The following is a 12,592-nucleotide window of genomic DNA, read 5'->3' on the forward strand; positions in this document are numbered from 1 at the left end:
TTGAATTACATTTTTTAATACAATTAAATATTAATTCTGAAAGTATGGTCAGAAAATTTAAGTATTCTCAGTTGAAGTTGCTACATGGCAATCAAAGAATACCTTGTGTTTTTGCTGTTAGGAGCCGTATCAGCCCCGCTCAGTTTTGCACTTGGAGGTATTCTGACTTCTGCAAATCTACTCAGACTGGAGGGGCCTTCAGAACTGCTATTTGCTTTAATCGTTTGTTCCGTCCTTTTTGCTGCAGGACTTTACTTTCTCAAGCCAAATTATGCGCTTAAGGGCTTTGGTATTGCAATCGCCCTTTCTCTGGCAATATACCTTGCTTTGCTTTTTGATCCCCGTTTGATTATTGTGCTGCTTGTGCTCTTGCTTCTGACAGCATCATTGCCAGTTAAAATCCCATCTTCACTGAGAGCCTTTGCCATTTCATGCCTCGCTTTGCTTCTCGCCTTCGGCGCCATATTCGCGTGGAGTGCCTACGAACACTACAGTGCGAAGTATATTGAGGTTAAAAAGTTAGACTATCCTGATAAATTTGTAAACCTGACGGAAAAGGAGATAGAAGGCTATCCAGCACTAAAAAAGGCGATAAGAGCGACAGATGAGCAAAGCTGGGCTGAAGTGATAGTTTCCCCGGACGAGTACTTCAAGCTGAAAGATGCGTTAAGTGATTTTAGGTACGTCAAGATTAATGGGGAATACTACCGAATATGGCTGACGAAGTTCGTAAGCGTTCACAGGCTTGGTTATGAGCCCGCAAACTACGCAGAGGTTGCCGAGGAGGAGATGGGGCGTTATCCGTCCCTTGAAAAAGTTGTAAGCGTTGCAGTATCAGGGTCGGGAATACACAACATAAACACATCCAGGGAGGAATTTTACCAGATCATGGAATTCATAGACAGCATAGGCAACGTGATTCTGTACAAAGGCGTTTACTTAGAAATCAGCACAGACTGCAGAATATACCTCAAAAAGTTACAGTATCCTCCTTCCGACTATGCAAGCGTGAGTAAAGAAGAGCTTGCGGAGTACGAGGTTATCAGGAAGGCTATAGAAGCTGCAAGGTCGAGCGAAGATGGGAAAGCGATAATGAAAGTAAAGCCGGAAGAATGGGATGCTGCTATGGATTTTCTGCATAGAAAGGGTTCTAACGTTATCGAATTTGAGGGAAAGTACTACGAGTTCAGTTTTATGACAGCTTAGGGTGAAAGAAAATGGCTACAGAGTTTGTAGAAGTGTTGCCACTACTGTCCTTTTTTGCTGTAATGTTCCTTTTAGCAATATACATCACGAGGGGGCTTGCCAGTCCTGTAAAGGAGCGCAGCAGGGATTTAATGCTCATCGGGCTTATTATCTGGGCGGTCGGAGCGTACTACCAGCTTGAGGGATGCACATGCCTCAAAGCTCTCGGCATTTCCGGACAGCTCATAGCCGGTTACGGGCTGTTGATATGCCTCAGAGAAGAGTACAGGAGAGGTTTGAGAGAGGTCTTAGGTAGAATTAAATGAGTAAGCTAAAGGATAGCAGTCTGGAGTTGTACAACGGAGAACACGTAGGTGAGTGGATTGAATCAGGATAAGATAAAAAGCCAGTATTTCCATTGTAAAAATCAAAATAAAAAAAGGTTGAAAATCACAGAATTATCTCAATCCCGAGTCTCTCTGCAAGCTCTTTGTAGCGGTTTCGTATGGTTACTTCCGTAACGCCCGCAACTTCCGCTACTTCTCTCTGGGTCCTCCTTTCCCCACCAAGGATTGATGCGATGTATATCGCTGCAGCAGCAACTCCCGTTGGTCCTCTCCCGCTCGTGAGTTCCTTCTCCTCAGCTTTCTTTATTATCTCGATTGCCTTCTTCTGCACGTCTCCGCTCAGACCGAGGGCTGCACAGAACCTTGGCACGTAGTCTGCTGGGCTCGTTGGCATTAGCTTTAGACCAAGTTCTCTTGCAATGAACCTGTAAGTCCTGCCAATCTCCTTCCTGTCTACTCTCGAGTACGTTGCTATTTCATCGAGTGTCCTCGGTACTCCAGCCTGTCTGCAGGCAGCGTAGAGAGCTGCTGCAACGACTCCTTCGATGCTCCTTCCTCTGATCAGGTTCTTGTCCACAGCCTTCCTGTAAATGACCGCAGCGGTCTCCCTCACAGACTTGGGCAGACCGAGAGCCGAAGCCATTCTGTCCAGCTCGCTTAACGCAAACGCGAGGTTTCTTTCGGTAGCATTGCTGATTCTTATCCTGCGCTGCCATTTCCTCAGTCTGAAGAGCTGGGCCCTGTTTCGCACAGATATTGCTTTGCCGTAGTAGTCTTTGTTGCTCCAGTCGATTATTGTCGAAAGACCTTTATCGTGAATCGTATAGGTCACGGGTGCACCAACTCTGCTCCTTTTCTCTTTCTGCTCGCTGTCGAAGGCTCTCCACTCAGGACCGGCATCGATATAAGTTTCCTCAATTACAAGACCGCAATCCTGGCAGATAAACTCTCCACGGCGATAATCCCTTATCAACCTTGGACTTCCGCACTCAGGACAGACTTCAAGAGTGTCTTCCCTTTCTATTTCCTTTCTTTCTACTTCTTTTTCTCTTTCCTTCCTTTCTATTTCCCTTACCCTTTCTACTTCCGGCATGAGCACTCACCACAAATAATTCGTCAATTATTATTTTCTTAATCAAATCTCTGTTCTTCGGCCTCACAACTATAAACGGTGATTTCACCGGACCAATGATGTCGTAAACAAAACCAACCTTTTCCATTTTTCTCGTGACAACTTCCATGCCGACCCCCGGAAGGTTTTTAGGGTCGGCAGCCACAATGATATTACCAGTACGTGAAGGATAACCCCTACCTAGTTTGCGCAACATCATGCTTTTCGCCCGTTAATACAGCATTGAAACATTTCGAAAGATATTTAAAGTAGTTGTAGCTTGTGATATTTAAATCTTTCGCTGAGGTTCATTGTTCGTCGAATGGTTACGGATTTAGATCGTTCAGCAGAATAATATAGATTCGACGATCAGGGATGTACAATGCCGAAGGCTATTCAAGACCCGATCCACGGAAGCATTAAGGTTGAAGACTGGTGCATGGAGCTAATCGACACTCCACAGCTCCAGCGGCTCAGGAGGATAAATCAGATAGGTTTTGCCAACCTCGTTTATCCGGGAGCGAATCACACGCGCTTCGAGCACAGCATAGGTGTGATGCATATAGCTGCGAGACTTGCAGACAAAATGACGTGCGACGAGAGGAGCAAAATGGAAGTTGTCGCTGCGGCCCTTCTCCATGACATTGGCCATGCCCCATTCTCCCATTCGAGCGAGATAATTGTGAAAAAGTACCTCAGGATGGAGCATGAAGACGTGCTGCCACTCATAAAGGGCACGGAACTCGAAGACGTGTTGAACGATGCAGGATTGAGGCCAAGAAAGATAGCGGAGCTTGTAAAAGGGCCAAGTATCGTAAGCGGGGACATAGATGCGGACAGAATGGACTACCTCGTGAGAGATTCATACTATACAGGCGTCGCCTACGGCGTTTTCGACCTGATGAGACTTGTTGACAAGATATATTTCGACGGAGAGACGCCTATCATTGACGGCAGCGCCCTCAGAGCAGCAGAATCACTGCTTATATCGAGGTTTATGATGTACCCGACGGTGTACTACCACCACGTCTGCAGGATAGCCAGGAAGATGTACGAAAAAGCCGTAGAATACTGCATTGAGGAGGGAGAGCTTGAAGCAAAACTCCTGCTGAAAATGGACGACTATGATATGGTTGCATTTCTGAGAAGCAGGAATGGCTACGCGGGAGAAGTCATGGAGTTGATAGATTCGAGAAGACTCTTCAAGAGAGCGATATACGTGAACAGAAGCAGAGTGGGAATTGAGAAAATAAACGCAAGACGGGCGGAGGTGGAAATCGCTGCTGAGGTAGGAATTGACGAGAAGTATGTAATCGTCGATGCTCCACAGGTTGAAGAAGCAAAGGAGCTCAAGGCGGTTGTTGACGTGGATGGACAGCGCATGAAGCTTGAGGATGTTTCTCCTCTCGTCAGAGCTTTAAAAGAGGCAGAAAAGGACATCCTGAAGCTCGGAGTCTACACAAAGAAGGAGTTCGTCGAAGAAGTTGCAAGAGTTGCTGTGAAGTACTTCAACATCGAGAGGATTCCGAAGCAGAAGAAGCTCGACGAGGTTCTACCCATCTGGTGAACGTGAGATCAACTTAACCTGGCTAAGTTATCCAAGGGAAACGTTCTTATTAAAGCTTAACTGAACTCATTAAAGATGTATCAGCGAAGCGTCTTTGAAGAGAACAGAAGGAGGATACTCAAAGCCCTGCTGGAGCAGCCCATGGACTTCACATCTCTCAGAGACAGAACAGCTCTATCCGAGCCCACCCTCTCAAGACACCTCCAGCACCTGCTTCAGGCCGGCTTCGTAGAGGTAAAGAGGGAGGGAAAGAGGAAGATATACAGTATTGCGGAGAAGGGTCTCGAGGAGTTGTTTCCCCACCTACTTGGCGTAAGCTCTGCGCTAAGGGCAATGAAGGGCAGAGACTTTGCGAAAAGCGTGGGAGAAGAACTGATGTATGTGATCCACATTCGCGACGCCCTCGAATCATTTGCTGCGTGCATTTCTCGCTTTACCCCCACTATAAATCCTGATGGCAGCGGGAGACTGCTGTTCGGCAGTATCGTCGAGGAGATGAGAGCAGACTTCGAGGAGCTGAAGCGCCTGAGGGACACAATTGCAGCCATTGAAGAGCGAGGAGGCGACGCTGAAGGTCTGAGAGAGGAACTCGGAAAGAAGCTCGAAAAACTAAACTCGATTTACCTCGCTCTCGGGCCACCCTTCAGCTACATGTGGCGAAAGATGATAGAAGGGGAAGACTTCCAAGCCGTTTTGGTCACACCAAAATCTGAAAAAAGCTTTTAAAAAGCCTGACGTAGGGAGGGCATGCTCCCCGGGCTATTCATTCACCACTCCGGTACGGCAAACTTCTACTACGCAACTCGCATAAAAGTTGAATCGGCTCTCCATCTTTATGGAAACGATATCAACATGCTCATAGTTCCGGACATGGAGAAAGAGAGAGCCATAAAGGAAAGTTGCGTTAAAGAAGTCGTCTCGTACTCTGAAATCGGCTACCACGAGAGGCTTAAGGAGTTCAGAGACTCAAAAAAAGCCCTTGTTGAAAGCCTTAAATGTTATCTCAAACAGCTAAAGACAGATAAAATTCTCATTCCTCATAACTTCCCCGCCTACCTTGCCTTTGGACTCAGCAAAGCGTTCGAAGTTGAGATTGTTGAGAACCCATTTTCCAAGCTCCGCGCCGTGAAGAGAAAAGAAGAAATCGCAAAAATAAGAGAAACGTGTAGTGCCATACTCGAGGCATTCGAGTTTTTAAAGGGAATAGTGAGGAAGGGAAAGAAGTGCGAAGAGCTCAGAAATGCTGTAGAGCTTTTCCTCTTCGAGCGTGGATTTCTTGCTGAGGACACCATACTCGCCTCGGGAAAACTCACGGCCTTTCCCCACTTTAAGGGCGAAGGTGATGTGGAGGAACATGTCGTTGTGGACATATTTCCGAAGAGCAGAACTCACGGCTACTATGGGGACTTCACCCGCACAATTCTGATTGAACCAGAGAAAGAAATCGAAGAAATGCTCGAAGCGGTTATAGAAGCAAAGCAGAAGGGGATTGAAGTCATAAGGGAAGGGGTAAAAGCGAGAGACGTGCACGGCACAGTCTGCGATGTTTTGGAGAGCTACGGCTACAAGACGCTGAGAAGCAAGTCCTCTGAGGGTTTTATCCACTCAACCGGCCATGGTGTGGGGCTTGAAGTCCACGAGGAGCCGAGGATATTCGAGAACGATGACGTCTTAAAGGCCGGAATGGTTTTCACAGTCGAACCGGGTCTCTACTATCTGAAGTGGGGCGGCGTGAGGGTTGAAGACACAGTAGTCGTTACAAAAAGAGGATGTGAAGTTCTAACACCGTATCCCGATCGGGTGAGATTATGAGTGATGAGAACGAAAGGATCGAGAAAACTCTGAAAGCAGGGGAAATCCTGAGGCAGGTCAGGGCTGAAGCTGTAAAGCTGATAAAGCCTGGAGTCAGGCTTCTCGAAGTTGCAGAATTCGTGGAGAACAGAATAGTAGAACTCGGAGGTAAACCGGCTTTTCCGTGCAATATATCCATAAATAGTGATGCTGCCCACTTCACGCCAAAGAGGGACGACGAAAGGACTTTTGCTGAAGGAGACCTCGTAAAGCTCGACATTGGAGCGCACGTTGATGGTTACATCGCCGACACGGCAATTTCGATTGACCTCGGTGATAACTCTGAACTCGTAGGGGCTGCAGAAGAAGCTTTGAAAAACGCAATCAATGCGATCCACGCGGGAATAGACACAGCAGAGCTTGGCAGGATAATCGAGGCGACGATAAAGGAGTTTGGTTTTAAGCCAATCATCAACCTGACGGGACACGGGCTGCAACGCTGGATTGCGCACGCTCCTCCAACAATCTACAACTTCGCCACGCAGCGAGGCGTCAGGCTCGAGGAAGGCATGATCGTAGCTATAGAACCCTTTGCAACCAACGGCGCTGGGAAGGTTACCGAGAGGAGCGAGGTTGAGATCTTCTCCCTGATAAACCTAAAGCCCGTGAGGATGAAGCAGGCGAGGGAACTCCTCGAGGAGATCAAGCCGTACCAGACACTCCCCTTTGCGAAACGCTGGCTGAGCAAAGCACCGGATCTGATTATAAACAGACTCGTCAGAGAGGGGGTTCTAAGGGCTTACCCCGTCCTGACCGAGGTAGGAAAAGGTCTGGTCTCACAGGCGGAACACACTGTCATTGTGGAAGAAGATGGAGCAAGGATTGTAACGTAGGCCATAGCAGCGACCCATGGCCTAAAACTTGAGCTTCGTAACGCCCGAGTAGAGGAGCACAAGGGACAGGTCTCTCGACTTGCATGGGTAGTCTCCGTACCTCACTTCAGCCTCGGGCGACATCTCCTCTATAAGGGATATACAGGAGAAAATTCCATCCATCGTTATTTCCTCCGGATCTCCGGAAAACACTATCAGCGCGCTCTTTGCCGACTCAACGTCTATCCCGATGCTGAGGTTTTCGTATGCTTCTTTGAGCATGTCAACCATTCTCTGAGACCTTATACCCTTTATCTCGTACTCCTTCCGCATGAACAGCTTTCTGAACCACGAGAAAGGTAGTCTTCTGCTCGAACTCCCTATGGCCGAAACTCCTTCCTTCATAAGGGCGTTAAAAACGTCGGATGTGTCAACGACAACCTCTCCCGCCTTCCTCTTCCTGAGGTCTATCTCCCCAACGAGGGAGAGAAGGTTTAGAGAATCCACAATGCTCTTCTCAACCCCCTCCTTTTCGCTAAAGAGAATCAGGACATCAACAGCTCTCCTGAACTCTTTGATTCTCCTCCTCATCTCTGCAAGCTGCTCGGATTCAACGGGGAGAGTGACGAGTCCGAGAATTGGTTCTTCTATGGACTCTTTCAGCTTTTCCGCGAACTCTATACCAAGAACGTAGCCGAAATCGTCTTCAAGAGATGTTATGACGAGTGCACCCTCAAAAAGCTCGTACCTCTCGAGAATTGAGTTAACAACACCACCAATATCCTTCTGCTTGTGAAGGGCAAGGTGATACCTGTCCCTCTCCGGAACGCCTCTAAGGGACTTCAGCACCTCTATGTCGTTTGCGATGGCGTAGCATTTGAACAACTTGGCTCTGTTAACTTTCGCCCCGTGTTTTGCCATCAGGTCTGAAAGGGCACAGCCCCTTGCCCCGGTGCCTATTGTAAGGAGTTTCACGGGAAGAATTTCAGGTTAAGGAGTTAAAAACGTTTGGCCTTTCGGCCTGTGATTCATGTCTATCTCAGAACTCCAACACCACTCCTACATTCCCCCTAACACTACCCCCTCTTCTTACCTACAGTCGAAAGGTACGCAAGGTATGCATCGAGCTGAATTCTCTCGTGGGCTCCTTCCGTCAACCTGAAGTCGATTTCTCCAAGCTTGTCTATAAGCAAAACCTTCATCTTCTCGTCCATTCCGGACGAAAGTATCTCCCTGAAGAGCTGAGAAACTACATCCTCGCCAGACATACCATACTCGATCATCAGCTTGTCAAGAATGCTCCTCGCCTCCATGAATTTGCCTTCGAGAGCCGTTTCGAGGAGGTTTGCAAGTTCTTCGGGACGGGCAGTAGCGGTAATCTGGTATATCGCCTCAGCATCAACCACCTTGCCAAGCGCCGCAGCACCCTGAAGGGCGTTTATTGCCTTTCTGAAGTCGCCGTTTGACACATATATGAGTGCTTCGAGGCCGTCCTCGGTTATCTTCACACCCTCATTCTCGCATATTTCGAGCAGTCGCTTCCTCATAGCTTCAGGCGGAACAGGGCGGAACTTGAAAACGGCACACCTCGACTGGATTGGCTCGATTATACGGCTGACGTAGTTGCAGCTCAGAATGAAGCGGCATATCTTCGAATACATCTCCATAGTTCTTCTAAGTGCTGCCTGTGCATCGGGAGTTAGCGCATCTGCCTCATCGAGGAAAATTATCTTAAAGGGTGCATCGCCTATAGGAGCTGTTCTCGCGAACTCCTTAATCTTGTGCCTCACAACGTCGATGCCGCGCTCATCGCTGGCGTTCATCTCGATAAAGTTGTCCCTCCAGTTCTCTCCGAACAGATCCCTCGCAAGAGCAATGGCGCTCGCAGTCTTACCTGTTCCTGGAGGGCCTGCAAAAAGGAGGTGAGGAATGTTTTTACGCTCAACATAACCCATGAGCCTCTGAATGACCTCCTCCTGACCTACAACCTCTTTGAGGGTTCTCGGCCTGTACTTCTCAACCCAGATTTCCGCTTCAACAGTCATTGAAAAAAATGAGGCTGAGGGGTATAAAAAACTACTCAAAGGCTAAAAGTGAACCGGACGCATCGGTACGTGACCGTAGGGCGGAGGAGCGAAGCTGAACAGATATATTCCTGCTACGAAGGTTATGAGCATCACGACAGCAAGAAAGGCTATCGACGCCACAAGCGAGACTATAAGGGCCTCGAACATACTTATCCTCAGCAGTGCTTTGAGACCGTAGAGGTACGCTACAAAGCCTGCAAGTGGGGCGAATATGCCGAAAAAGGGTATCACGACGAAAGCTGCAAAGACGGCGATGGCAAATATGCCGGCAGCAAAGTTCGCCAAGCCAGACTCGATAATCCCCCTACTTCTCCCGATAACCTTCAGTCCTATCCAGAGGAAGAAGCCAGAAACGACGATGGACACGAGAAAAGATATCCCAAAGCCTATTGGTTCGAACATGTTATTTAACTATGCCTGGCAAAGATTTAAACCTATTGGAAGGGGAATAATCTGGTAAAAAGATGCTGAAAAAAGAAGCAAACTACCCGCCAAGGCTCTTCCTGAGTTCTTCAATCCTTCTGTTTATCTCTTCAAGCTCTGCCTCAAGCTCCTTCTTTTCCTCTTCAAGGGCCTTAAGCTCGTCTTCTGGTGTTGGATAGGCGTATCCTTGTGCCGGAACGGATACGGGTACGCAACCCATCCCGGTAGCCATCTCCACCACCATCTCCAGCCCCAGCCTCTACCCCAGCCTGGCCCCCACCAGGGCATCGTCACCACCTCCTGTATGGTCTACCAAATCTCCTCCACCTAAACCTGCCAAACCATTTACCACCGAATGGAGGCCAGACAAAACGGTTTGCAAAGCCGGGCATGCGGTAGCCGGCGCATAATCCTGCTGCCCTGCCAGTCCTCGGCCCAAGGCCCCATGGCCCGGTTCCATCACCGCCTGGCATTTGGCATCACCAAATGAATATGTATTCACAAGTAGCTTAAATTTTTTTCGGTTTACCGAAAATTGAGTACAATTACAACTTGCTCTATTCACAGACAAAATAAAAACCGAAACTTCGCTGAAAAAAGAAAGAGACAAAAGAGATCAGTAACCGAGCTCAGCAAGTCTCCCTCTCAGAATCTTCGCCGAGTTGTGTAACGCCTCTATTTCGTCTTTTGTCAGATCGTACTCCACTATCCTCTCCACACCATCTCTACCAAGAATGACCGGAACTCCAACGGAAACGTCGCTAATCCCGTACTCACCCTGCAGAACGACGCTCGCAGGTATTTCCTCCTTCGTATCCTCGATAACGGCCTTTACCATCCTGTAGATGCAAACCGCTGGCCCAAAAATCGTTGCCCCCTTCCTCTTTATGACCTCCGCCGCGATGTTCCTCGTCTCCTGCAGCACTTCACTCCAGTCCACGTCAACGCCTGCGATGCTCTTCGCAACAAACATGCTATCGCCGTGCTCTCCGAGAATAAACAGCTTGTCTGCTCTGATTCCCCTCGCGTTGAGACTAACCTTAAGCCTCGATGTGTCCAGCAGGCCACCCATACCAAATACCTCGTTCCTCGGCTTTCCACTTTCCTTCCACATTACGTATGTCATGACGTCCATAGGGTTCGTTACGACGAGTATCTTGCTCTCCGGAGAGTGCTCGACGATCTTCTTCGCTATGTCCTTTATTATCCCCGCGTTCTTTGTGGCAAGATCGAGCCTCGTCATTCCCGGCTTTCTTGCAAGACCGGCAGAAACGACGATGATGTCGCTCCCCTTCAGCAGCGAGTAATCGGAGCCTCCCTTTACTTCCGGGAATTTATCGAAGGCTGCTGCAGCATGAGTTAAGTCCATTGCTTCTCCAACAGCAATGTCTTCGGCAATGTCAACGAGGGTAATGTCAACATCCATGTTAAGTAGGCACGTAAAGGCTGCGGTAGATCCTATTCTACCGGCTCCAACAAATCCGATCTTCATTTTCTCACCTGATTACCTGCTTACAAGGACTCCGAGTATCGCCATGCCTCCTTCGACCATCTTGGCTCTGAACCCCTTCTGAATGAGAAATCTCGCCGCTTCGTACCCCCTCGCTCCCACCTGGCAGACGGTGAATATCTCTCTGTCCTTTGGCAGCTTATCCACGGACTCTCTGAGTCTGTCAAGGGGGATGTGAATAACTCTCCTATCCTCAAGCGGGTTCTTCTCAGCCTCTTCATCAGTCCTCACATCGAGAATGATGAAGTCTTCGTCGCTTTCAATCTTCTTTCTTAACTCCTCAGCAGAAATACTTTCTATCAGACCGTCTCTCTTGTTCCTCGCTATGTTTGCAGCAACTATGACTGTATCCAGAGCCATGGAGAAGGGCGGGGCGTAGGCAAGGTCGAGGTTTGCCACGTCATCGATCGTTGCCCCCATCTGTATTGCTGTTGCAAGGACGTCTATCCTCTTGTCAACCACTCCAAGGCCAACAGCCTGCGCACCCAGCAGCTTTCCGGATTTATCGGCTATTATCTTGACCCTTATGGGCTTCTGCCCAGGGTAGTGGTGGAACCTGTCAGGAGATGGAGCTATGGCTGTAATCACATCGTATCCAAGCTGTCTCGCCTCCTTTTCAGTAAGGCCAGTTCTCGCAACCGTAAAGTCGAAGACCTTGAAGATCGTAGTTCCAATCACGCCCGGAAAAGTTGACTTCCCGCCGGTTACGTTGTCCCCCATTACTCTGCCGTGCTTGTTCGCAGTCGAACCGAGAGGAGCGTAGATGGGTTTACCTGTGAGGATGTGAATGTTTTCCACGCAGTCACCGCCAGCGTAAATGCTGGGGTCGCTCGTCTGCAGGTACTTGTTTACCTTAATAGCCCCCGTCTCACCAATCTCAAGGCCTGCACTCTTCGCAAGCTCGACGTTTGGTCTTACGCCTGTTGCAATGAGAACAAGCTGGGCAGGCATGACCTTCTCGCCGATTTTGACTCCCGAAACTGCTTCGCCATCCGTGACTATCTCCTCAACCCTGTAGCCCGTTAGAACCTCAACGCCGTTTTCTTTCAGATGTGCCTTAACAAGAGCGGCCATTTCAGCATCGAGGAGTGTGGGAAGGATGTGATCCATTATTTCGACCATCGTAACCTTCATGTCGAGCCTCGAAAGTGCTTCTGCACACTCCATTCCTATGAGACCGCCACCTATTATCACTGCCTCTTCTGCCCCATCTTCCCACGCTTCCACGATTTTCTCAGCATCTTCGGCTGAGTGAAGGTGAACGACACCCTCGGCATCAATTCCTGGAATTTGCGGCCTTGCAGGCTTGGAGCCTGTGGCGATTACCAAGTAGTCGTAGGGAAGTTCGTCGCTGCTGCCGTTTCTTTCAATCTCGACAACTTTCTTCTCGCGGTCTATTCGCTTTGCCTTCGTTTTCGTTAGCACATCGATGTTTTTGACCCGCTTAAAGAATTCCGGCGTTCTTACAGCTCCGTAGGTGGTCTGCAGAAGGTTTTCAATTTCGTGAACAAGGCCTTCGATGTAGTAGGGCAAACCGCATCGGGACATGGAAGGATATTCTCCCGCTTCTATGACCGTTATTTCGGCTTCTTCATCCCGTCTTCTTGCCCTCGCCGCAGCTTTGAGACCCGCAGCACCCCCACCAATAACAACGATTTTCGTCAAAATATCACCTCTCATCATGTTTTTGCCGGAGACA

The 12,592-nt window shown here is 48.8% G+C and carries 15 protein-coding genes; 6 read left to right on the top strand and 9 right to left on the bottom strand.

Features of this window, described 5'->3' with window-relative positions; all coding sequences use genetic code 11:
* Positions 1-84: 84 nt before the first annotated feature.
* The gene (locus tag ARCVE_RS09320) at positions 85-1,206 is read left to right on the top strand and encodes a hypothetical protein (protein WP_013684521.1); all 1,122 of its coding nucleotides are present in this window, start codon (positions 85-87) and stop codon (positions 1,204-1,206) included.
* An 11-nt stretch (positions 1,207-1,217) separates the two neighbouring features.
* Positions 1,218-1,511 carry a hypothetical protein gene (locus ARCVE_RS09325; protein WP_013684522.1) on the top strand — a complete coding sequence of 98 codons (294 nt, stop codon included), beginning with the start codon at positions 1,218-1,220 and terminating at the stop codon, positions 1,509-1,511.
* Positions 1,512-1,635: 124 nt separating this feature from the next.
* Here ARCVE_RS09325 and ARCVE_RS09330 read toward each other — a convergent pair whose 3' ends face one another.
* Positions 1,636-2,625, bottom strand: coding sequence for a transcription initiation factor IIB (locus ARCVE_RS09330; RefSeq protein ID WP_013684523.1), 990 nt, complete (start codon positions 2,623-2,625; stop codon positions 1,636-1,638).
* Positions 2,534-2,863 carry an H/ACA ribonucleoprotein complex subunit GAR1 gene (locus ARCVE_RS11565; RefSeq protein ID WP_013684524.1) on the bottom strand — a complete coding sequence of 110 codons (330 nt, stop codon included), beginning with the start codon at positions 2,861-2,863 and terminating at the stop codon, positions 2,534-2,536. The genes ARCVE_RS09330 and ARCVE_RS11565 overlap by 92 nt, the downstream gene beginning before the upstream one ends.
* Positions 2,864-3,025: 162 nt before the next feature.
* Here ARCVE_RS11565 and ARCVE_RS09335 point away from each other — a divergent pair, with 162 nt between their 5' ends.
* The 4 genes from ARCVE_RS09335 to map all read left to right on the top strand — a co-directional run bounded on the left by ARCVE_RS09335 (position 3,026) and on the right by map (position 6,894).
* Positions 3,026-4,210: an HD domain-containing protein gene (locus ARCVE_RS09335; protein WP_013684525.1), complete on the top strand. Its 1,185-nt coding sequence runs from the start codon at positions 3,026-3,028 to the stop codon at positions 4,208-4,210.
* Between the two features lie 75 nt (positions 4,211-4,285).
* On the top strand, positions 4,286-4,936 hold the full coding sequence (locus tag ARCVE_RS10910; RefSeq protein WP_013684526.1) for an ArsR/SmtB family transcription factor: 651 nt from the start codon (positions 4,286-4,288) through the stop codon (positions 4,934-4,936).
* Positions 4,937-4,957: 21 nt separating this feature from the next.
* The gene (locus tag ARCVE_RS09345) at positions 4,958-6,022 is read left to right on the top strand and encodes a M24 family metallopeptidase (protein WP_013684527.1); all 1,065 of its coding nucleotides are present in this window, start codon (positions 4,958-4,960) and stop codon (positions 6,020-6,022) included.
* Positions 6,019-6,894, top strand: coding sequence for a type II methionyl aminopeptidase (gene map / locus ARCVE_RS09350; protein WP_013684528.1), 876 nt, complete (start codon positions 6,019-6,021; stop codon positions 6,892-6,894). The genes ARCVE_RS09345 and map overlap by 4 nt, the downstream gene beginning before the upstream one ends.
* A gap of 21 nt (positions 6,895-6,915) precedes the next feature.
* Here map and ARCVE_RS09355 read toward each other — a convergent pair whose 3' ends face one another.
* From ARCVE_RS09355 to ARCVE_RS09385, 7 genes are all read right to left on the bottom strand, one after another.
* Positions 6,916-7,848 carry a hypothetical protein gene (locus ARCVE_RS09355; RefSeq protein ID WP_013684529.1) on the bottom strand — a complete coding sequence of 311 codons (933 nt, stop codon included), beginning with the start codon at positions 7,846-7,848 and terminating at the stop codon, positions 6,916-6,918.
* A gap of 101 nt (positions 7,849-7,949) precedes the next feature.
* Positions 7,950-8,918 (bottom strand): replication factor C small subunit, encoded by a 969-nt coding sequence (locus ARCVE_RS09360; protein WP_013684530.1) that lies wholly within the window; start codon positions 8,916-8,918, stop codon positions 7,950-7,952.
* 42 nt (positions 8,919-8,960) lie between these two features.
* Positions 8,961-9,362: a hypothetical protein gene (locus tag ARCVE_RS09365; protein WP_013684531.1), complete on the bottom strand. Its 402-nt coding sequence runs from the start codon at positions 9,360-9,362 to the stop codon at positions 8,961-8,963.
* A gap of 82 nt (positions 9,363-9,444) precedes the next feature.
* Positions 9,445-9,627, bottom strand: coding sequence for a hypothetical protein (locus tag ARCVE_RS09370; RefSeq protein WP_232215798.1), 183 nt, complete (start codon positions 9,625-9,627; stop codon positions 9,445-9,447).
* 46 nt (positions 9,628-9,673) lie between these two features.
* Positions 9,674-9,856 (bottom strand): DUF5320 domain-containing protein, encoded by a 183-nt coding sequence (locus ARCVE_RS09375; protein ID WP_013684533.1) that lies wholly within the window; start codon positions 9,854-9,856, stop codon positions 9,674-9,676.
* A 143-nt stretch (positions 9,857-9,999) separates the two neighbouring features.
* On the bottom strand, positions 10,000-10,875 hold the full coding sequence (locus ARCVE_RS09380; RefSeq protein ID WP_013684534.1) for a malate dehydrogenase: 876 nt from the start codon (positions 10,873-10,875) through the stop codon (positions 10,000-10,002).
* Between the two features lie 12 nt (positions 10,876-10,887).
* Positions 10,888-12,558 (bottom strand): FAD-dependent oxidoreductase, encoded by a 1,671-nt coding sequence (locus ARCVE_RS09385; RefSeq protein ID WP_013684535.1) that lies wholly within the window; start codon positions 12,556-12,558, stop codon positions 10,888-10,890.
* Between the last annotated feature and the right edge of the window lie 34 nt (positions 12,559-12,592).

The organism is Archaeoglobus veneficus SNP6 (assembly GCF_000194625.1).
Classification (GTDB): domain Archaea; phylum Halobacteriota; class Archaeoglobi; order Archaeoglobales; family Archaeoglobaceae; genus Archaeoglobus_C; species Archaeoglobus_C veneficus.